The 20,108-nt window shown below is 63.8% G+C and carries 18 protein-coding genes; 12 read left to right on the top strand and 6 right to left on the bottom strand.

The annotated features are described in order from the left end of the window. Positions 1 to 45 precede the first annotated feature (45 nt). The 12 genes from OOZ51_RS03730 to OOZ51_RS03675 all read left to right on the top strand — a co-directional run bounded on the left by OOZ51_RS03730 (position 46) and on the right by OOZ51_RS03675 (position 11,471). Positions 46 to 762, top strand: a complete 717-nt coding sequence (locus OOZ51_RS03730; protein WP_265977570.1) for an HAD hydrolase-like protein — start codon at positions 46 to 48, stop codon at positions 760 to 762. Next, a complete protein-coding gene (locus tag OOZ51_RS03725) occupies positions 749 to 1,417 on the top strand; it encodes a lysophospholipid acyltransferase family protein (RefSeq protein WP_265977569.1) in 669 nt (222 codons plus the stop codon). The genes OOZ51_RS03730 and OOZ51_RS03725 overlap by 14 nt, the downstream gene beginning before the upstream one ends. A 58-nt stretch (positions 1,418 to 1,475) precedes the next feature. Next, positions 1,476 to 3,467: an excinuclease ABC subunit UvrC gene (uvrC, locus tag OOZ51_RS03720; RefSeq protein WP_265977567.1), complete on the top strand. Its 1,992-nt coding sequence runs from the start codon at positions 1,476 to 1,478 to the stop codon at positions 3,465 to 3,467. A gap of 87 nt (positions 3,468 to 3,554) precedes the next feature. Continuing rightward, positions 3,555 to 4,478, top strand: a complete 924-nt coding sequence (gene rapZ / locus OOZ51_RS03715; protein ID WP_265977566.1) for an RNase adapter RapZ — start codon at positions 3,555 to 3,557, stop codon at positions 4,476 to 4,478. Further along, positions 4,478 to 5,494: a gluconeogenesis factor YvcK family protein gene (locus tag OOZ51_RS03710; RefSeq protein WP_265977564.1), complete on the top strand. Its 1,017-nt coding sequence runs from the start codon at positions 4,478 to 4,480 to the stop codon at positions 5,492 to 5,494. The genes rapZ and OOZ51_RS03710 overlap by 1 nt, the downstream gene beginning before the upstream one ends. A gap of 9 nt (positions 5,495 to 5,503) precedes the next feature. Continuing rightward, positions 5,504 to 6,484: a DNA-binding protein WhiA gene (whiA, locus tag OOZ51_RS03705; RefSeq protein WP_265977562.1), complete on the top strand. Its 981-nt coding sequence runs from the start codon at positions 5,504 to 5,506 to the stop codon at positions 6,482 to 6,484. Positions 6,485 to 6,593: 109 nt separating this feature from the next. Continuing rightward, positions 6,594 to 7,217, top strand: coding sequence for a superoxide dismutase (locus tag OOZ51_RS03700; protein ID WP_059389282.1), 624 nt, complete (start codon positions 6,594 to 6,596; stop codon positions 7,215 to 7,217). 286 nt (positions 7,218 to 7,503) lie between these two features. Next, on the top strand, positions 7,504 to 8,514 hold the full coding sequence (gene gap / locus OOZ51_RS03695) for a type I glyceraldehyde-3-phosphate dehydrogenase (RefSeq protein WP_265977559.1): 1,011 nt from the start codon (positions 7,504 to 7,506) through the stop codon (positions 8,512 to 8,514). A 9-nt stretch (positions 8,515 to 8,523) separates the two neighbouring features. Continuing rightward, entirely contained in the window at positions 8,524 to 9,750 is a 1,227-nt protein-coding gene (locus OOZ51_RS03690) for a phosphoglycerate kinase (RefSeq protein ID WP_265977558.1), read from the top strand. 81 nt (positions 9,751 to 9,831) lie between these two features. Next, complete coding sequence (gene tpiA, locus OOZ51_RS03685) at positions 9,832 to 10,647, top strand: triose-phosphate isomerase (protein ID WP_265977556.1); 816 nt, start codon at positions 9,832 to 9,834, stop codon at positions 10,645 to 10,647. Between the two features lie 47 nt (positions 10,648 to 10,694). Next, positions 10,695 to 10,952 carry a preprotein translocase subunit SecG gene (secG, locus tag OOZ51_RS03680; protein WP_074589634.1) on the top strand — a complete coding sequence of 86 codons (258 nt, stop codon included), beginning with the start codon at positions 10,695 to 10,697 and terminating at the stop codon, positions 10,950 to 10,952. A 123-nt stretch (positions 10,953 to 11,075) separates the two neighbouring features. Beyond that, positions 11,076 to 11,471 (top strand): RNA polymerase-binding protein RbpA, encoded by a 396-nt coding sequence (locus OOZ51_RS03675; RefSeq protein ID WP_265977555.1) that lies wholly within the window; start codon positions 11,076 to 11,078, stop codon positions 11,469 to 11,471. Here OOZ51_RS03675 and pgl read toward each other — a convergent pair. From pgl to tkt, 6 genes are read right to left on the bottom strand one after another with little or no spacing between them, the layout of a single operon-like run. Beyond that, positions 11,424 to 12,242 carry a 6-phosphogluconolactonase gene (gene pgl / locus OOZ51_RS03670; RefSeq protein WP_265977554.1) on the bottom strand — a complete coding sequence of 273 codons (819 nt, stop codon included), beginning with the start codon at positions 12,240 to 12,242 and terminating at the stop codon, positions 11,424 to 11,426. The genes OOZ51_RS03675 and pgl overlap by 48 nt on opposite strands. Before the next feature lie 8 nt (positions 12,243 to 12,250). Next, positions 12,251 to 13,174 carry a glucose-6-phosphate dehydrogenase assembly protein OpcA gene (locus OOZ51_RS03665; RefSeq protein ID WP_265977553.1) on the bottom strand — a complete coding sequence of 308 codons (924 nt, stop codon included), beginning with the start codon at positions 13,172 to 13,174 and terminating at the stop codon, positions 12,251 to 12,253. Beyond that, the gene (gene zwf, locus OOZ51_RS03660) at positions 13,171 to 14,736 is read right to left on the bottom strand and encodes a glucose-6-phosphate dehydrogenase (protein ID WP_265977552.1); all 1,566 of its coding nucleotides are present in this window, start codon (positions 14,734 to 14,736) and stop codon (positions 13,171 to 13,173) included. The genes OOZ51_RS03665 and zwf overlap by 4 nt, the downstream gene beginning before the upstream one ends. A gap of 15 nt (positions 14,737 to 14,751) precedes the next feature. Beyond that, entirely contained in the window at positions 14,752 to 16,383 is a 1,632-nt protein-coding gene (locus OOZ51_RS03655) for a glucose-6-phosphate isomerase (protein WP_265977551.1), read from the bottom strand. Positions 16,384 to 16,388: 5 nt separating this feature from the next. Beyond that, positions 16,389 to 17,507, bottom strand: coding sequence for a transaldolase (gene tal / locus OOZ51_RS03650; protein WP_265977550.1), 1,119 nt, complete (start codon positions 17,505 to 17,507; stop codon positions 16,389 to 16,391). A 58-nt stretch (positions 17,508 to 17,565) separates the two neighbouring features. After that, positions 17,566 to 19,701 (bottom strand): transketolase, encoded by a 2,136-nt coding sequence (gene tkt / locus OOZ51_RS03645; RefSeq protein ID WP_265977652.1) that lies wholly within the window; start codon positions 19,699 to 19,701, stop codon positions 17,566 to 17,568. Positions 19,702 to 20,108 lie beyond the last annotated feature (407 nt).

Genomic DNA, 20,108 nt, shown 5'->3' with positions numbered 1-20,108 from the left:
GCATGTGAGTTTCAGGCACGCCTCAACTCGTGAGAAACTAACCCGGTGACTCAAACAATGGTGCCCGTAATCTTTGATCTGGACGGCACCCTTGTCGATCCTGCAGGTGGCATAACCGGCGGCATCGCCGCGGCGCTGCGCGAAATGGGCCTCCCCGTCCCGGAACTGCCCGTGCTTGAGTCCATGGTTGGACCCAAGCTCAGTGATTCCCTGGAGCACATTGCCGGGGTTCCCACTGGGAGAGTTGATGAAGTCATTGGGCTTTACCGCAGCTACTACCGATCTGTAGGGATTGGTCAGGGCCTGCTCTATCCAGGTATCCGTGAGCTCCTCGAGTTCTTCGCGGAGTCGCGGCGTCAGGTCGCTGTGGCCACTCAGAAACCCCAGGGCCTGGCGCGCGTCGTGTTGGAGCACCACGGTATTGCTGATTTCTTTGCGTCCATCTGCGGTGCCCCGGACGATGAATCAATGGCCGCAAACACGGCCCCCGGCAAGGTGGAAATCGTTGGAGCTGCGCTGGCGACGTTGCATTCGCAGCCCGCGGTGATGGTGGGGGATCGCCATCAGGATGTTGCCGGTGCGATGGCCAACGGACTTGACTGCATCGGTGTGAGTTGGGGATTTGCGCCCGACGGCGAGCTTCAGGAAGCGGGAGCCGTCGCCGTCGTGGATTCCACTGCGCAACTGCTGAAGAAGATCGAAGAACTTGACGCTGTCCGCGCGGCGGCCCTGAGCGAGGTGCAGAACGATGGAAGCCTTTGATGTCATCCGCTGGACCACGCGCGGACTGATTTCCAGCACCTGCCGACCCACGGTCATCGGGCTGGAAAACGTGCCCAAGGAAGGGCCATTTATTGTGGCCCCAAACCATTTGTCTTTTCTGGACAGCGTGATTGTCCAGGCCTTGATGCCCCGCCCGGTCGGATTCTTTGCCAAAGCCGAGTACTTCACCACCAAGGGCTTCAAAGGCCTCGCCATGAAAGCGTTCTTCCAGGCAGTTGGATCGATTCCGGTGGAACGCGGAGAGCAAGCGGCCAGTGTGCAAGCGCTCAAGACCCTGCTGGACATCCTGGAGAACGGCAGGGGCATCGGTATCTATCCGGAGGGAACCCGTTCGCGTGACGGCCTGCTCTACCGTGGGCGGACGGGCGTCGGCTGGCTTGCTTTGACTACGGGTGCGCCCGTCGTTCCTGTGGGCCTGATTGGCACGGACAAATTGCAGCCTGTGGACCGCAACACCGTCCGTCCGCAGCACTTCACCATGATGGTGGGCGAGCCGTTGTACTTCGAGAAAACAGGTCCGGACCATTCCTTGCCTGCCCGCCGCGAAGTGACGGATAAGATCATGGATGCCATTGCGGCATTGAGCGGCCAGGAACGTTCAACGAGTTACAACCAGAGCAAGACGGCGGAGTAGCTCCGCGAAGCTGGCCGGTGCGTACGGGGCAGCGTCTTTCCCTTACTAGACTGGATCTGTGGCAGATCCAGCGAGTTATCGCCCCCAGACGGGAGAAATCCCCACCACCCCCGGCGTCTACCGGTTCCGGGATCCACACGGCCGCGTCATCTATGTGGGCAAGGCGAAAAACCTCCGGTCCCGGCTGAACTCTTACTTCGCCAACCCGGCAGGGTTGCTGCCGAAGACATACGCCATGGTGCACGCCGCGAGCAGCGTTGAATGGACCGTGGTGGGCAGTGAGCTTGAGTCCCTCCAGCTCGAGTACACCTGGATCAAGGAATTCAAGCCGCGCTTCAACGTCGTGTTCCGCGATGACAAGACTTACCCGTACCTTGCCGTGAGCATGGGGGAGAAGCTCCCCCGGGTCCAGGTTATGCGCGGGGAACGCCGTAAAGGCACCCGCTACTTCGGGCCGTACACGGCCGGTGCCATCCGTGAAACCATGGACACCTTGCTCAGGGTCTTTCCGGTGCGGAGCTGCAGCGCCGGTGTGCTCAAGCGCGCGCAGGCCAGTGGGCGGCCATGCCTGCTGGGTTACATCGACAAATGCTCGGCCCCGTGCGTCGGCCGTGTCACGCCCGAGGAGCACCGCGCCATTGCCGAAGACTTCTGCTCGTTCATGGGCGGCGAGGCCGGCAAGTTCATACGGCGCCTCGAGAAAGACATGGCAGCTGCCGTAGCTGAACTCGACTACGAACGGGCGGCACGAATCCGCGACGACATCGCGGCGCTGCGTAAAGTGTTCGAGCGCAACGCCGTCGTGCTTTCCGAAGACACGGACGCAGATATCTTCGCCCTGCACGACGACGACCTCGAGGCTTCCGTGCAGGTCTTCCACGTCAGGGGCGGCCGGGTACGCGGCCAGCGGGGTTGGGTGGTCGAAAAGGTCGAAGACGCCACCACACCGGAGCTTATCGAGCACCTCCTGCAGCAGGTTTATGGAGAAGACAGCGACAACCAGGGCCGTATTCCTCGCGAAGTCCTGGTCCCGGAGATTCCGTCCAACCATCATGAGTTGCTTGAATGGCTCGGCGGCCTGCGGGGCGCCAAAGTGGATATCCGCGTGCCGCAGCGTGGCGACAAGGCCGCCCTCATGTCCACTGTCCGCGAAAACGCGGAGCAGGCCCTGAAGCTCCACAAAGTCCGGAGGGCTGGCGACATCACCGTCCGCTCCCAGGCGCTCCAGGAGTTGCAGGAGGCGCTTGAGCTTCCCGTGCCGCTCCTTCGGATCGAATGCTATGACATATCCCATGTGCAGGGCACCAACGTGGTCGCGTCCATGGTGGTTGTGGAAGATGGCCTCCCCAAGAAGGCCGACTACCGGAAATTCTCCATCACCGGTGCAGCCGCAACCGACGACACCGCGGCGATGCATGACGTCCTCACGCGACGCTTCCGGCACTACCTTCAGGACAAGTCCGCCCAGCTTCCCAAGAGCGGGGAAGTCCCCAACGCGGCGGAGCTGGCGCCGTCGGAGGACGTTGCCGGCACCGGGACAAAGGCGAGGTTCGCCTATCCGCCCAACCTCGTCGTCGTCGACGGCGGTCAGCCCCAAGTGAACGCGGCCGCGCGGGCCCTCGCGGAACTGGGGATCGACGACGTCTACGTCGTGGGCCTGGCCAAGCGGCTCGAAGAAGTCTGGTTGCCGGATAGCGATTTCCCCGTGATTCTGCCGCGAACTTCACAAGGGCTCTACCTGCTGCAGCGCATCCGCGACGAAGCCCACCGCTTCGCCATCACTTTCCACCGGCAGAAGCGCGGAAAAGCCATGACTGTGTCCGCGCTCGACGGCGTTCCAGGCCTCGGTGAAGCCAAACGGAAGGCGCTCGTGGCACATTTCGGTTCGCTCAAGAAGATCAAGGCCGCCACGGCAAGCGAGCTCACCGCGGCGAAGGGAATCGGCCCGGCATTGGCAGAAGCCGTTGTCGGCCACCTGGCGGAGGCCAGCGCGTCCGAAGAGGCCGCCCCGGCAGTGAACATGACCACCGGCGAAATCCTTGAATATTAGCTAGGGTAATAAACGGACCGCTCCTCAACACGGTCCGGCTTGGACCTTCACAGAAGCTTTGGACCATCTCAGAAACGGGGACACTTGATGTCAGAGTCAACAGCAGGATCCGACACGGAGCAGGACGGCCTTATTCCCGTCAAGCCTGTTGAAGCGGAACTGCTGGTGGTGACTGGCATGTCCGGAGCAGGCCGCAGTACCGCCTCGGACGCCTTGGAGGACCACGGCTGGTACGTCGTCGAAAACCTGCCTCCGCAGATGTTGGGGACGCTCGCCGAAATCGTCTCGCACGCACCCCAGTCGATCCCCAAGCTGGCCGTCGTCGTGGACGTCCGGAGCAAGGGACTCTTCACCGATATCAGGACGGCCCTCGGCGCACTCAGCGCCAGCGGAATCACGTTCCGGGTTCTCTTCCTCGATGCAAGCGACAACGTCTTGGTCCGGCGCTTTGAACAAGGCCGCCGCCCGCATCCGCTCCAGGGCGGAGGCCGGATCCTGGACGGTATCGCCGCGGAGCGCGACGTCCTGAAGGAACTCCGGGAATCGGCAGATGTGGTCCTGGACACGAGTACGTACAACGTGCACGGCCTGGCGACCGCCATCACAGAGCTCTTCAGCGACACGGGCCCCGTGGCGCTGCGCTTGAACGTCATGAGCTTCGGCTTCAAATATGGCCTGCCGGTGGACGCCAACTTCGTGGCCGACGCGCGCTTCATCCCCAACCCGCACTGGGTCCCGAAGTTGCGCCCGCACACTGGACTCGACGCCGATGTCAGCGACTATGTGCTGGGGGCCGACGGCGTCAAGGACTTCGTTGACCGCTACGTCCTTGCCTTGGAGCCTGTCCTCGACGGCTACCGGACGGAAAACAAGCACTACGCCACCATTGCTGTGGGCTGCACAGGCGGCAAGCACCGTTCAGTCGCGGTCGCCGTCGAACTTTCCAAACGGCTGGCCCAATATCCCCGGGTCACCGTGACCACGAGCCACCGTGATCTGGGTCGCGAATAATGGGGGTTCTGACCGGACCCCTGCCGCTTGTCCCGCCCAAGGGGACGCCAGGCAGCCAGCCTTCCAAGGGCCCCTCTGTTGTTGCGCTAGGCGGCGGACACGGGCTCTCCGCGTCGCTCTCTGCGTTGAGGCTGTTGACCTCCGAGCTCACTGCGATCGTGACCGTTGCGGACGACGGCGGATCGTCCGGGCGGCTGCGGGAAGAGTACGGTGTTCTTCCGCCCGGCGATCTTCGGATGGCGCTGAGCGCCCTCTGCGATGACACGGATTGGGGGCGCACGTGGCGGGACGTCATGCAGCACCGCTTCAAGACTCCGAGCGGTCGGCAGGGTTCCCTGGACAACCACGCCATGGGAAACCTGCTCATTGTTACCCTCTGGGAGCTGCTGGGCGACGCCGTGGCGGGACTGAAATGGGCAGGTGCCCTCCTGGGCGCCCGCGGTCAGGTCCTGCCGATGTCCACGCAGCCACTGAACATCGAGGGCGATGTCCGGGTGCCGTTGCCCGGAGGCGGATACGAGTTCCAGACCGTCAAAGGCCAGGCCAAATGCGCTGTTGCCGGATCCCTCGAAAACGTCCGGCTTCGGCCGGAAGACGCGCGGGCATGCATCGAGGCGCTCACGGCCATCGAGCTCGCAGACTGGATTATTCTCGGCCCTGGCTCTTGGTACACGTCGGTCCTGCCCCACTTGCTGTTGCCCGAGATGCGCCAAGCCTTGTGTGACACCCCGGCCAAACGATGCCTCACCATGAACCTCGCCATGGACACCAAGGAAACCTCCGGGATGTCCGCCGCGGACCATCTGGACGCCCTGCGCCACTACGCGCCGGAGTTCAGTGTGGACGTAGTCCTCGCCGATCCCTCGTCGATATCGGACCACAAGGAATTCGAGCGCGCTGCTGGAATGATCGGTGCCGAGGTGGTCTTGGGTAAAGTGGGGGCGTCGAGCCGCCGTCCAGTCCACGACCCGCTGCGTCTGGCATCGGCGTATCACGATATCTTCGGGAATAGTTAGGAACATGCGATGGCACTGACCGCATCGGTCAAGGAAGAACTTTCCCGGCTGGACATCAAGAAGTCTTCAGTCCGCAAGGCCGAAGTCTCGGCCATGCTGCGTTTTGCCGGCGGATTGCACATCATTTCGGGCCGCATCGTGATCGAGGCGGAGGTCGACCTCGCCTCCACGGCCCGGCGGCTTCGCGCCGCGATCGCCGAAGTCTACGGGCACCAGAGCGAGATCATCGTCGTCTCCGGTAGCGGCCTCCGGCGCGGTAGCCGCTATGTGGTGCGTGTAGTGCGCGACGGCGAGGCCTTGGCTCGCCAGACAGGCCTCCTGGACGGCCGCGGGCGGCCTGTCCGCGGGTTGCCATCCGCCGTCGTCAATGGTTCGGCGTCCGACGCCGAAGCGGTCTGGCGCGGAGCTTTCCTGGCACACGGTTCGCTCACCGAACCGGGCAGGTCCTCCTCGCTCGAAGTGACCTGCCCCGGACCGGAGTCCGCCCTTGCCCTGGTCGGAGCCGCCCGTCGCCTCGGAATCCAGGCCAAGGCGAGGGAAGTGCGCGGGGTGGATCGCGTGGTCATTCGCGACGGCGACACCATCGCCGCGTTGCTCACCCGGATGGGCGCCCATGACGCCCTCATGGTGTGGGAGGAACGCCGCATGCGGAAGGAAGTACGGGCCACGGCCAACCGCCTCGCGAACTTCGACGACGCCAACCTGCGCCGCTCGGCCCAGGCTGCCGTCGCCGCCGGTGCCCGGGTGGACAGGGCCCTCGAAATCCTGGGCGACGACGTTCCGGACCACCTCAAGTATGCCGGTGAGCTCCGGGTGGCGCACAAGCAGGCCAGCCTGGATGAACTGGGCCGGCTCGCTGATCCGCCGATGACCAAGGACGCGATCGCGGGGAGGATCCGCCGGCTTCTGGCCATGGCGGACAAGCGGGCCGGTGACCTGGGGATCCCGGGTACCGAGGCGAATGTGACCCCCGAAATGATGGACGAATAAGGCCCCCGCCCTAGAATCGTCAGGGTGTAGATTTCCGGGCGGTTCGCCGGTCGGATGAACAAAACGAGAGTTACCAACCGGACCCCGGTCCACTACATTGGAGGATTTCGTGACAGAGTACGTACTGCCCGAGCTCGGCTACGACTACGCAGCACTTGAGCCGCACATTTCGGCGAAGATCATGGAGCTGCACCACAGCAAGCACCACGCAGCCTATGTAGCCGGCGCCAACAACGCCCTGGCCCAGTTGGCAGAAGCCCGCGACAAGGGCGATTTCGCCAACATCAACCGCCTTTCCAAGGACCTCGCGTTCCACACCGGCGGCCACATCAACCACTCCGTGTTCTGGAACAACATCTCCCCGGACGGCGGCGACAAGCCCGAGGGCGAGCTGGCGGCAGCGATTGACGACGCCTTCGGCTCCTTCGATGCGTTCCGTGCCCAGTTCTCGGCAGCTGCCCTTGGCCTCCAGGGATCCGGCTGGGGCTTCCTCGCCTACGAGCCCATCGGTGGCAACCTCCTCATCGAGCAGCTCTACGACCAGCAGGGCAACGTCGCAGTCGGCACCACGCCCCTGCTCATGCTCGACATGTGGGAGCACGCCTTCTACCTGGACTACGTCAACGTCAAGGCTGACTACGTCAAGGCATTCTGGAACATTGTCAACTGGGCCGACGTCGCGAAGCGCTTCGAAGCGGCCCGCGCGAACGCCACCGGGCTGATCGTTCTCTAGGGAAATCAGTCCCGAATCGGTGAGTGACGCGGAATACACAGAGATGTAACAAACTTCACATTCAGGTGAATTTCGCCCAAATACCGGATTGTCTGCCCCCGCAGTTGCGGGGGCAGACGTAGTTAAACGTAAGATGGGTCACGGAAGGCGGTTAGCCTTCAGCAACGTGGCTGGTCGCCCTCCGATCTGATAATCACTTCTGCCCAATGATGTGCGGGAATTGTTAGTTGGAATCAAGATCCGACTCACTAGGTGTGCTTGCAAGAGCACCAAGGAGACTGAAATAGTGACCACCCGTATTGGTATCAACGGCTTTGGCCGCATCGGCCGCAACTACTTCCGCGCAGCACTCGCCCAGGGTGCGGATCTCGAAATTGTTGCGGTGAATGACCTCACGAGTCCCGAGGCTCTTGCCCACCTGCTGAAGTACGACTCCGTCGGCGGCCGCCTGACCCAGTCTGTTGAAGTCAAGGAGGGCAACCTCATTGTCGACGGCAACATCATCAAGGTCCTTGCAGAGCGCGATCCCGCGAACCTCCCGTGGGGTGAGTTGGGCGTGGACATCGTCATCGAGTCCACCGGCTTCTTCACCAAGGCTGCCGCCGCGCAGAAGCACATCGATGCTGGTGCCAAGAAGGTCCTGATCTCCGCTCCTGCTTCGGACGAAGACATCACCATCGTCATGGGCGTCAACCACGAGCTCTACGACCCCGCAGCACACCACATCATTTCCAACGCTTCCTGCACCACCAACTGCCTCGGTCCGCTGGCCAAGGTTGTCAACGACGCCTTCGGCATCGAGCGCGGCCTCATGACCACGATCCACGCCTACACGGCAGACCAGAACCTGCAGGACGGCCCCCACAGCGACCTTCGCCGTGCCCGCGCCGCAGCGATCAACATGGTTCCCACCTCCACGGGTGCTGCCAAGGCGATCGGCCTCGTCCTTCCGGAGCTGAAGGGCAAGCTCGACGGCTACGCCATCCGCGTCCCGGTCCCGACCGGTTCCGCCACGGACTTGACCGTCACGGTTTCCCGCGAAGTGACCGTTGCCGAAGTCAACGCAGCACTCAAGGCAGCTTCCGAGAGCGAGCAGTTCAAGGGCATCCTGAGCTACACGTCGGACCCGATCGTTTCTTCGGACATCGTTGGCGACCCCGCTTCCTCGATCTTCGACTCCGGCCTGACCAAGGTCATCGGCAACCAGGTCAAGGTTGTTTCCTGGTATGACAACGAATGGGGCTACTCCAACCGCCTCGTTGACCTCACGGAGCTTGTCGCATCCAAGCTGGGCTAGGGTAGACACATGACATCTCACACCCTCAACGAACTGATCGCTGAAGGTGTCCGCGGGCGGTACATTCTCGTCAGAAGTGACCTGAATGTGCCGCTCGACGGCTCTACAGTGACCGACGACGGCCGCATTAAGGCCTCCCTCCCGGTCATCGAAAAGCTCTCGGACGCCGGTGCCCGCGTGCTCGTCACGGCCCACCTGGGACGCCCTAAAGGTGCTCCCGAGGCCAAGTATTCACTCAAGCCCGCTGTAGCGCGGCTTGCGGAGCTCGCTCCATTCAGGGTCCGGCTCGCGGCAGACACCGTTGGTGAGTCCGCGAAGGAGTTGGCCGGGGCCCTCGAGGATGGAGACGTCCTGGTTCTGGAGAACGTCCGCTTCGACGCCCGCGAGACGAGCAAGGACGACGCCGAGCGCGGCGCCTTCGCCGATGAACTCGTAGCGCTGACCGGTGACAACGGTGCCTTCGTTGATGACGCCTTTGGTGCTGTTCACCGCAAGCACGCCAGCGTTTACGACGTCGCCACGAAGCTTCCTTCCTACCAGGGGGACCTCGTGCACACCGAGGTGGAGGTCCTTCGCAAACTCACCACGGAGACCCAGCGTCCGTACGTCGTCGTTCTCGGCGGCTCCAAGGTCTCGGACAAGCTCGCGGTGATCGACAACCTCCTGGGAAAGGCTGACACCATCCTCGTCGGTGGCGGAATGCTCTTCACCTTCCTCGCAGCGGTTGGTCACAAGGTCGCGGGCAGCTTGCTTGAAGCTGACCAGATCCCCGTGGTCCAGGACTACCTCAAGCGTGCTTCCGACGCCGGTACCGCTTTCGTCATACCCACCGACGTCGTGGTCGCGAGCCGCTTTGCCGCTGACGCCGAACACGAAGTGGTCGCCGCCGACGCGATCGAGGACAGCTCATTCGGTGCCACAGGCATTGGCCTGGACATCGGGCCGGTATCCGCGGCGGCTTTCGCCGAGCAAATCAAGGCCGCCAAGACCGTGTTCTGGAACGGGCCTATGGGCGTCTTTGAATTCGAGGCCTTCTCGGACGGGACCCGCGCCATTGCACAGGCCTTGACCGAGACGCCTGCATTCACCGTGGTCGGCGGTGGCGACTCTGCCGCAGCTGTCCGGACCCTCGGTTTTGAGGACTCCCAGTTCGGCCACATTTCCACCGGCGGCGGCGCAAGCCTGGAATACCTTGAAGGCAAGGATCTTCCTGGCCTGAGCGTGCTGGACCGCTAAGGCTACACAGCCGGCGGGGCGCCCTTCTTAGAAGGCAAGCGCCCCGCCGGCTTCCCTATCTCAACGCATTTTGGAGCACACGTGACAACTTCTGCCAACGGAAACTTCGTCCGCAAGCCTTTCATTGCCGGCAACTGGAAGATGAACATGGACCACGTCCAGGGCATCACCCTGTTGCAGAAGCTGGCATGGACCCTGTCCGACGCCAAGCACGACTACAGCAGGGTGGAGGTTTCGGTCTTCCCGCCGTTCACGGACCTCCGCGGTGTGCAGACCCTCGTCCAGGGCGACGAACTGGACGTTGTTTACGGCGGCCAGGACCTCTCGCAGTTCGACTCCGGAGCCTACACCGGCGACATCTCCGGCCATTTCCTCAACAAGCTGGGTTGCGCATACGTTCTGGTGGGTCACAGTGAACGCCGCACCATCCACAACGAGAATGACCAGATCCTCAACGCGAAGGTCAAAGCTGCCTTCCGTCACGAGGTAACGCCGGTCCTGTGTGTCGGCGAGGGCCTTGAGATCCGCCAGGCCGGCACCCACGTCGAGCACACGCTTGCCCAGTTGCGTGCCGGCGTCGAAGGGCTCTCAGCGGAGCAAGCCGGCGATCTGGTTGTCGCCTACGAACCGGTCTGGGCCATTGGCACGGGCGAAGTGGCTGGTCCGGAAGACGCACAGGAAATGTGTGCCGCGATCCGTGCCGAGCTCGTCTCGTTGTTCGATGATTCGGTCGCTGCCAAGACCCGCCTCCTCTACGGTGGCTCGGTGAAGGCCAACAATGCAGCAGCGATCATGGCCGGCTCCGACGTCGACGGCCTCCTGGTGGGTGGAGCGAGCCTCGACCCTGCTGAGTTTGCTAACATTGTCAGGTTCGAGAGCCACCTTAGCGCGGCTTAGTCCGTTCAAGATTCCGCTCCCGTTTTCCGTTCTTCTGAAAGGCCGTCGTGGACGTTCTTCAAGTCATTCTGCAGATCCTGCTGGGCATCACCAGTCTTCTGCTGACGCTGCTCATACTCCTGCACAAGGGACGAGGCGGCGGGTTGTCCGATATGTTTGGCGGTGGCATGAGCTCGGGATTGAGCTCTTCGGGTGTCGCAGAGCGAAACCTCAACCGTTTCACCATCGTCCTGGGCTGCACTTGGGGTGTCGTCATCATCGGCCTTGGCCTCATCATGCGCTTCACCTCCGGCGGAGACTCATAGCTTTCCCGGCAGGGTTCCGGCTGGAGCAAACTGCCCGGAACCCTGCCGTCGTCGGGTTGACCGCACTAGACTAGGCTGCATGGCCTGCACCGCCATGCAGCCGAACTCTCAAGGGGATCGACGATGGTTCATGGTTCTTCAGGATTCCGAGGCACACGGGCCGGTGTAACAGCCGGATCGGCCCCGAGAAACCAGCCCGACTCCATAGTCGGCGAAAGCTTGCCGCGTATTCGTGTTCCCTATTGGTGCGCCAAGGGACATGAGACGCGGCTTGTTTTCGTTAAGCTCCCGGAAGATCAAATTCCGGTCCGGTGGGACTGCCCGAAGTGTGGCCTGGTAGCTGTCCGCGAACAAGGCGACGCGACGATGGAGCGTGCGGACGAAGAAATCTTCAAGAGCCACCTGGACTACGTTAAAGAAAGACGCTCCAGCCAGGAAGCGGAGATTGTCCTGGCTGGAGCGCTGAAGCGGCTACGCGCCCGCAGGATCCTTCCGGATGAGCTGCTGGGGGACACGTGAGGCTGCATTTTCGTCGATGAGCCATAGGGTCCTCGACCGGCCAAGAGGGCCGGAGGCGGGAACCTGGATCGGGTTGGCCCCGGCGAGGGCCAGGCCCACGGCCCCGGCCTTGTCTTCGCCCGCCACTACCATCCAGATCTCCTGGGCGGAATTGATGGCGGGCAGGGTCAGTGAAATCCTCGACGGCGGCGGCTTGGGGGAGTTCTCGACACCCACCACTGTGCGGTCCTGGACACGGATACCCGCTTGCTCAGGGAAGAGCGAGGCAACGTGCGCATCCGGGCCCACGCCCAGCAGCAGGATGTCGAAACGCGGCAGCTCGCCAGCCTGCTCCGGTCGGTGGTCCGAAGTATCTGCGGCGTGCTCTGCCTCCGCAGCGGCCTTGAGACGGGCTGCATAGTCTGCTGCGGCGTCGTCTGCGGTGGCGAACTCGTCCGACGAACCCGGTTCGTGCACGCGGTCGGGATCCACCGGCAGGCTGGAGAGCAGTGCTTCACGGGCTTGTACGGTGTTGCGGTCCGTGCTGTCTTTGCCAACGAACCGCTCGTCACCCCACCAGAAGTTCACCCGGGACCAGTCGACGGCGGGCGCTGCGGGTGAGTCGGCGACCGCTTTCAGGGTGCCGATGCCTACAGTTCCGCCGGTGAGGACCACCGTGGCTTCGCCGTGCTTGTCCTGCACGTCCACCAGCTTGGTGATAAGCCTTGCTGCGATCGCGGCCATAAGGACGGCGGAGTTGGGATGGATGCTTACTCTGGGGTCAGCGCTCACTGGGACGGTCACTCCTTGCTATTGGTTCGGGGCAGTCCCATAGTAATCACTTCTCCGAATACATCGTCGGGATCGAGGCGGCGCAGTTCTTCGGCGAGGCAGTCCCGCAGGCTGCGGCGTGGCAGTGAAATCCGTTGGGCGGGTTGGCCGGGCTGGGTCAGTTCCGCGATGGTGAGGCCGGGACGGACCAGTTGGACGTCGCCGGTGGCGCGGCTCAGCCGCACCCGGCGGATGCCCGTTCCTGCCGGGTCGGCAACGATCTGGACGGGGGCGTCGAGGAACAGGGTGAGCCAGGCGGCCAGCAGCAGGGTGCTGGGTGAGTCCGAAGCGCCCTCGACGGCGATGGCCGTGACGGGTGACTCGTCCACCTGGTCCAGGGCTGCTGCGAGCTGGAGGCGCCAGTTGGTCAGGCGTGTCCAGGCGAGATCGGTGTCGCCTGCCCGGTACGTTTTCCGGATCCGGGCCAGGGCCGCTGCGGGGTCCGCCTCGTTGGCGGAGTCCGTGATGCGGCGGTGCGCGATACGTCCGATGGAAGTCTCGCACGCGTTCTCGGGTGCTCCGTGCGGCCACCAGGCCACGATCGGCGCGTCGGGCAGGAGCAGTGCCGCGACGAGGGATTCGCTTTCCTTGGCGAGCTCACCGAAGCCGCGCAGCACGATCACCTCGGATGCTCCGGCGTCCCCGCCCACCCGGATCTGGGCGTCGAGGCGGTTGGGCGCTTCACTGCCGGCGTCGGCGAGGACGATGATGCGGCACGGGTGCTCGCGGCTGGCCTCGTTGGCTGCCTCGATGGCCTCTTCCTCGAGACCGGACTTGGTGACCACCACGAGGGTCAGGACACGTCCAAGGGCGATCACCCCTCCCTGCTCGCGCAGGGAGGTGATCTTCTTGGAGATCTTGGAGGTGGTGGTGTCGGGAAGATCTACGATCATGGCCTTCTCCAGGTTCGTCCGTCGCGGGCAAGCAGTTCGTCGGCCGAGGCCGGCCCCCAGCTGCCGGGAGCATAAGGTTCGGGTTGTTCGTCGAGTCCGGCCCAGTATTCCTCGAACGGGTCCAGGATCTTCCAGGACTCCTCGACTTCCTGGTGCCGCGGGAAGAGCGGAGGCTCGCCCAGCAGCACGTCCAGGATGAGGCGTTCGTAGGCCTCGGGGCTGGACTCCGTGAACGAGTGCCCGTAGCCGAAGTCCATGGTGACGTCGCGGACTTCCATCTGCGTGCCGGGAACCTTGGATCCGAAGCGGATGGTGGCGCCCTCGTCGGGCTGCACGCGGATGACCACCGCGTTCTGGCCGAAGTCGTCCTCCCCGTGGCCGCGGAAGAGCAGGTTCGGTGCCCGTTTGAACACCACCGCGATTTCCGTGACGCGCCGGCCTAGCCGTTTGCCGGCCCTCAGGTAGAACGGCGCCCCGGCCCAGCGCCGGGTGTGGATGTCCAGGCGGATGGCCGCATAGGTCTCCGTCTTGGAATCGGCCGGAATGCCCTCTTCCTCCAGGTAGCCCTGCACCAGCTCCCCGCCCTGCCAGCCGCCGGTGAACTGGCCGCGGGCCGAGTGGGTGGACAGGTCATCGGGCAGCCTGACCGCGGCCAGGACCTTTTCCTTCTCGGCACGCAGGTCATCGGCGTTGAAGGAGATTGGCTCCTCCATGGCCGTCAGGGCCAGGAGCTGCAGGAGGTGGTTCTGGATGACGTCGCGGGCCGCGCCGACCCCGTCGTAATATCCCGCCCGGCCGCCGGTGCCGATGTCCTCGGCCATGGTGATCTGGACGTGGTCAACGTAGTTGGCGTTCCACAAAGGCTCGAACAGCTGGTTGGCGAAACGCAGGGCCAGGATGTTCTGGACCGTTTCCTTGCCGAGGTAGTGGTCGATCCGGAAGACCGCGTCCGGCGGGAAGACGGACTCCACGATGTCGTTGAGCTTGCGCGCGGACTCCAGGTCGTGGCCGAAGGGCTTCTCAATGACCACACGGCGCCACTGGCCGTCGCCGGCCTGCGCCAGTCCGTGCTTGGACAGCTGGCGGCAGACCTGCTCGAAGGCCTTGGGCGGAATGGACAGGTAGAAACCATGATTGCCGCGGGTGCCGCGGGTCTCGTCCAGTTCATCGAGCGTGGCGCTGAGGCGCTTGAACGCCTGGTCGTCGTCGAACTCTCCCTGGACGAAGCGGATGCCCTCGGAGAGCTGGTTCCAGACGGCGTCGTCGAACGGGGTGCGGGAGTGCGCCTTGACGTTCTCCTTGACCTCGTCCGCGAAGTCCTCGTTGCTCCAGTCCCGCCGGCCGAAGCCGACGAGCGCGAAGCTCGGCGGCAACAGCCCGCGGTTGGCGAGGTCATAGACCGCCGGCATGAGTTTCTTGCGGGCAAGGTCACCGGTGACTCCGAAGAACACCAATGACGACGGTCCTGCGATGCGGTTCAGGCGCCGGTCCCGCGGATCCCGAAGGGGATTGCGGTGGCTTGCCTTTCCGGTGGACCGGTAACCGTTTTCAGTTTCTGGCATGTTTGGGTTTGTGCCTTAGCTTTCGAGCGCGCTGGCCTGGCCGGCCAGTGCGGCGACGATTTCCTGGAGCTGGGCAACTCCGGCTCCACGATCCGTGAGGTGCAGCCGCAGGACCGGGCGGCCGTGGTTCTCCAGAACCTGGGCATCACCGGCCGCCTGGGCTGCAATCAGCTGACCGAAGGTGAACGGGCGTTCCGGGATGGCGATGTCGCCGGTTGCGGAAGCCGTAATCTGCAGGAACGAACCGATAGCCGGTCCGCCCTTGTGGAATTGTCCGGTGGAGTGAAGGAAGCGCGGACCCCAGCCGAAAGTGACCGGCCGGCCACTGACGCCAGCGAGTTCGTCGCGGACACCTTCCAGCTGCGCGAATGCGATCCGGTCGAAATATGCCTGGACGCTCAGGTAGCCATCGGTGCCAAGTTCGGCAAGGAGTGCCTTGACGGCCTCGGCGGCCGTTGCCGCGTCGCCGAGCCACGTACCCCCGCGGACCTCGATCGCTTCGTCGACGAAATTCGCCGGCGTGGGCTCAGGACGTGCGTCAAGGAGTCCACGCGCTGCAATCTTGGCCGCCTCGACGTCGGGCTGGTCAAAGGGGTTGATGCCCAGCAGGCGCCCTGCGACGGCGGTGGCAAACTCCCAAACGAACATCTGGGTGGCCAGGCCACCAGCGATGGCGGCTTCGTTTTCGCCGAGTTCGACGTCGGATTCCGCGCCGACGAGGCGGATCACCAGGACGTCCTCAGCGCCGCCGCTGACCTCGGGTGCGGACGGACCTGCGACAACCGGCAAAACGCCGGTGCCGAGCTTCCCTGTGGACTCGGCGATGAGCTGTTCGGCCCAATCGGCGAAGCCGACAATGCCGGAACCGTCTTCGACGATGACGACCTTGTTGCGCAGCGGGGTGGTTCCGCCAAGTGCGACACCAAGCCGGAGCCCGATGTTTTCAGGTGAGTCGTCGTTGAGGATCTCCGCAGCTTCCTCGGCCTCATCCAGGAATGCCTGGATGTCGACTCCGGCAAGGCCGCTGGGGACCAAGCCGAAAGCCGTCAGCGCCGAAAAGCGGCCTCCGACGTTCGGGTCGGCGTTGAAGACTGCACGGTAGCCGGCTTCCCGGGATGCCTTGTCCAGCGGGGAACCGGGATCGGTCACGATGATGATGCGGCTCTTGGCATCGATGCCGGCCTCGGTAAAGGCCTGCTCGAATACCCGTCGCTGGGAGTCGGTCTCCACAGTGGAACCCGACTTGGAGGAGACAACAATGGCGGTCTCGGCGAGGCGGTCCGCCAGGGCAGCACCGACCTGTTCGGGGTCTGTGCTGTCCAGCACGGTCAGCTCGACGCCAGCGGTGCCGGCAATGACCTCGGGGGCGAGCGAAGAGCCGCCCATGCCACACAGGACAATGCGGGAGACACCTTCGGCCCGGAGGGCATCCCGGAGTTCCAGGATTCCCTCTACCAAAGGCTGGGAAACGGTTGCCGCCTCCACCCATCCGAGCCGGATGGCGGATTCGGACTCTGCATCGGGACCCCACAAGGTGTGGTCCTTCGCGAAAATCCTGGTGGCAATCCGGTCTTCAACAAGTGCCGGGATGTGCAGTTCGATGGCGTGCTGCGCAGCACCGTTGGCGTCGTAGCTGAGAGTGCTCATGTGGGTTAGGAAGCCTTCCGTGCAGAGGCGAGGGCGCCTTCGACGTCGGCCAGAAGTTCCTTCCAGCTGGCGACGAACTTGTCCAGGCCTTCGGATTCGAGGATTGCGACGACGTCGTTGTAGGAGATTCCCAGGCCCTCCAGTGCGTTGAGGACGCTGTTTGCTTCCTCGTAAGTACCGGAGACGGTGTCACCCGTAACCACGCCGTGCTCGAAAGTGGCGTCGAGGGTCTTTTCCGGCATGGTGTTGACCACGCCGGCGGCGACCAGCTCGGTCACGTACAGGGTGTCCGGGTATGCCGGGTCCTTGACGCCCGTGGAAGCCCACAGCGGACGCTGCGGCAGCGCGCCGGCCTCGGCCAGGACTGCCCAACGCTCGGTCGAGAACAGCTCTTCGTAGACCTGGTAGGCGAGGCGGGCGTTCGCAACGCCTGCCTTGCCCTTGAGGGCCTTGGCTTCATCGGTGCCCAGGGCATTGAGGCGCTTGTCGATCTCGGAGTCCACCCGGGAAACGAAGAAGGACGCCACGGAGTGGATCTTGGAGAGGTCGTGGCCGTTTTCCTTGGCCAGCTCCAGGCCGGACTGGAAGGCGTTGATGACGGCGCGGTAGCGCTCCAGGGAGAAGATCAGGGTCACGTTGACACTGATGCCCTCGGACAGGGTTGCCGTGATGGCCGCGAGGCCTTCAAGGGTTGCCGGGATCTTGATGTGGACGTTGTCCTTGTTGACCTTCTTGTAGAGGTGCTTGGCCTCGGCGATGGTGCCTTCGGTGTCCCAAGCAAGGCGGGGGTCCACCTCGATGGAGACGCGGCCGTCCACGCCCTTGCTCGCTGCGGCGACCGGAGCGAAGAGGTCGCAAGCGTCGGCGACGTCGGTGGTGGTGATTTCGAAGACGGTCTCTTCAACCGTGGCGCCCTTGGCGGCCTCCTCGGCAATCACGGCGTCGTAGTCGCTGCCGGAAGTGATGGCGGCGTGGAAGATGGACGGATTGGTGGTCACACCAACCACATTCTTCTCGTCGATGAGCTTCTGCAGGCTGCCGCTGGACAGGCGTTCCCGGGAAAGGTCATCAAGCCAGATGGACACACCGGCGTCGGAGAGTTGCTGGGTGGGAGTCGTAGTCATTTTCTTTTATCTCCTTGAAAATCTATTCGTTGCAGTCGAATTCGTCTCATGCGCGTTTTCAGCTACCGAGACCCGCGAGGGAGTCCTTGGCGGCGGCGGCGACTGCTTCTGCCGTGATGCCGAACTCCTTGAAGAGGCGCTTGTAGTCTGCCGAGGCGCCGAAGTGCTCAAGGCTGATGGAGCGGCCGGCGTCGCCGACGAATTCCTTCCAGCCCAGTGCCAGGCCGGCTTCGACCGAGACACGGGCCTTGACGGCGGCCGGAAGTACGGACTCGCGGTACGCGGCGTCCTGCTTGTTGAACCACTCGACGCACGGCATGGAGACAACGCGGGTGGCGATGCCCTCGGCCTGGAGCGCTTCGCGGGCGTTCACGGCGAGCTGGACTTCGGAACCGGTGCCGATCAGGATGACCTCCGCCGGGACCGTGGCGCCGTCATTCGAAGCCTCTGCCAGGACGTAGCCGCCCTTCGCAACGCCTGCGGTGGAGCCGAAGGTGTCACCTTCAGCGACGCCTTCGCCGCGTGCGTAGGTCGGGATGTTCTGGCGGGTCAGCACGATGCCGGCCGGGTTCTCGTGGTTCTCCAGCATGGTCTTCCAGGCGGCGGCAACCTCGTTGGCATCGCCCGGACGGACGACATCCAGGCCCGGGATGGCGCGGAGGGTGGACAGCTGTTCCACCGGCTGGTGGGTGGGGCCGTCTTCGCCCAGGCCGATCGAGTCGTGGGTCCATACGTACAGCGACGGAACACCCATGAGGGCGCCGAGGCGGATGGCGGGGCGCTGGTAGTCACTGAAGATCAGGAACGTGCCGGAGAATGCCCGGGTCCGGCCGTGCAGCGAAATGCCGTTCACGATCGAAGCGGCGGCGTGCTCGCGGATACCGAAGTGCAATACCCGGCCGTATGGGTTTCCCTTCCATGCGCCGGTTGAGCGCGAGGCCGGAATGAAGGACGGTGAACCTTCGATGGTGGTGTTGTTGGATTCGGCGAGGTCGGCGGAACCGCCCCATAGTTCCGGAAGAACCGGGCCGATGGCGTTGAGGACCTTGCCGGAAGCTGCGCGGGTGGAGACTTCCTTGCCTGCTTCGAAAACCGGCAGCGCGGCGTCGAGCTCGACAGGAAGCTTCTTGGCCTCTATGCGCTCAAGCAGTGCCGCGTTCTCCGGGTTGGCGGTCTGCCATGCCTCGAAGGATGCCTGCCAGTCGCTGCGGGTGGCTGCGCCGCGTTCTACGACAGCCCGGGCGTGTGCCAGGACGTCATCGTCAACCTGGAAGGAACGCTCGGGGTCGAAGCCCAGGATTTCCTTCAGTGCTGCGACTTCCTCGGCACCGAGAGCGGAACCATGGATCTTGCCGGTGTTCTGCTTCTTGGGGGCCGGGTAGCCGATGATGGTGCGCAGCGAAATGATGGACGGCTTGGACGTCTCGGCCTTGGCGGCGAGCAGGGCGCCGTAGAGCTCCTGGACGTCTTCGACGTATTCGCCGGTCGGGTTGTTTTCGCTGGGGCGGGTCCAGTCCACGCGCTGGGTGTGCCAGCCGTAGGCCTCGTAGCGCTTGAGTACGTCTTCGGTGAACGCGACGTTGGTGTCGTCTTCGATGGAGATGTGGTTCTCGTCGTAGACCACCACGAGGTTGCCCAGTTCCTGGTGGCCGGCCAGGGAGGAAGCCTCCGAAGTCACACCTTCCTGAAGGTCGCCGTCGGACGCAATGACCCAGATGGTGTGGTCGAACGGGCTCTCGCCGGCGGGGGTGTCGGCGTCGAACAGGCCGCGCATCCGGCGCTGGGAGTAAGCGAAACCAACCGACGATGCGAGTCCCTGGCCCAGCGGGCCGGTGGTGATCTCGACGCCGGCAGTGTGCTTGTATTCCGGGTGGCCGGGGGTCAGCGATCCCCAGGTGCGCAGAGCATCGAGGTCCTTCAGCTCCAGGCCGTAGCCGGAAAGGAACAGCTGGATGTACAGGGTCAGCGATGTGTGCCCTGGGGACAGGACGAAACGGTCGCGACCAATCCAGTCCGGGTGCTTCGGGTCGTGGCGCATCAGCTTCTGGAACAGCAGGTAGGCGGCCGGTGCAAGGCTCATGGCCGTGCCGGGGTGACCGTTGCCGACCTTCTCGACGGCGTCAGCGGCCAAAACGCGGACGGTGTCCACGGCGCGCTGGTCCAGGCTTGTCCAAGTCAGTTCTTGCTCTTCCAAATGTGGCACGTAAACCGAGCCCCTCTCTGTGCTGACGGCTGGTGACGGCACGTGGCAAGCCTCGGGCACAGGATGGCGCCCGCTGCGAAGTGTCTACCAGCCGTTCACCATTGAAACGTTGATCTATCATCCAGACATGCACATCTGAGAATACGCTTTCTCAGAAACCCTGCGTGAGCTGATCTGCAGACAGCTTAGCCCGGTTCCGGGCCCCAAATGGTGGGAATCTCAAAAAATGGACGCAAATTCCGTTTTATGAATCACCGCGACGTCAAAGTGCCGGTGAACTTTCGGAAACAAAGGAAAGTTCCGGGTGCCGTGGCGTCGGACAGGCCACGGTATGATATTTGGAGGCCACCAGTGGCGAGTGCGCCTTTCATCCAAAGCGGGGCCCAAAGCACGCATTG

Origin of the sequence: Arthrobacter rhizophilus (assembly GCF_026241105.1) — a bacterium.
Classification (GTDB): domain Bacteria; phylum Actinomycetota; class Actinomycetes; order Actinomycetales; family Micrococcaceae; genus Arthrobacter.
This window is presented reverse-complemented; position numbering and strand designations above follow the sequence as displayed.

What these genes read in the sequence shown, in the direction of transcription:
- zwf (WP_265977552.1), bottom strand. Translation starts at nt 14,736, where the DNA reads ATGCCAGAAACTGAAAACGGTTACCGGTCCACCGGAAAGGCAAGCCAC.
- whiA (WP_265977562.1), top strand. Translation starts at nt 5,504, where the DNA reads ATGGCACTGACCGCATCGGTCAAGGAAGAACTTTCCCGGCTGGACATC.
- rapZ (WP_265977566.1), top strand. Translation starts at nt 3,555, where the DNA reads ATGTCAGAGTCAACAGCAGGATCCGACACGGAGCAGGACGGCCTTATT.
- OOZ51_RS03655 (WP_265977551.1), bottom strand. Translation starts at nt 16,383, where the DNA reads ATGAGCACTCTCAGCTACGACGCCAACGGTGCTGCGCAGCACGCCATC.
- OOZ51_RS03725 (WP_265977569.1), top strand. Translation starts at nt 749, where the DNA reads ATGGAAGCCTTTGATGTCATCCGCTGGACCACGCGCGGACTGATTTCC.
- OOZ51_RS03675 (WP_265977555.1), top strand. Translation starts at nt 11,076, where the DNA reads ATGGTTCATGGTTCTTCAGGATTCCGAGGCACACGGGCCGGTGTAACA.
- OOZ51_RS03710 (WP_265977564.1), top strand. Translation starts at nt 4,478, where the DNA reads ATGGGGGTTCTGACCGGACCCCTGCCGCTTGTCCCGCCCAAGGGGACG.
- OOZ51_RS03690 (WP_265977558.1), top strand. Translation starts at nt 8,524, where the DNA reads ATGACATCTCACACCCTCAACGAACTGATCGCTGAAGGTGTCCGCGGG.
- tal (WP_265977550.1), bottom strand. Translation starts at nt 17,507, where the DNA reads ATGACTACGACTCCCACCCAGCAACTCTCCGACGCCGGTGTGTCCATC.
- OOZ51_RS03665 (WP_265977553.1), bottom strand. Translation starts at nt 13,174, where the DNA reads ATGATCGTAGATCTTCCCGACACCACCACCTCCAAGATCTCCAAGAAG.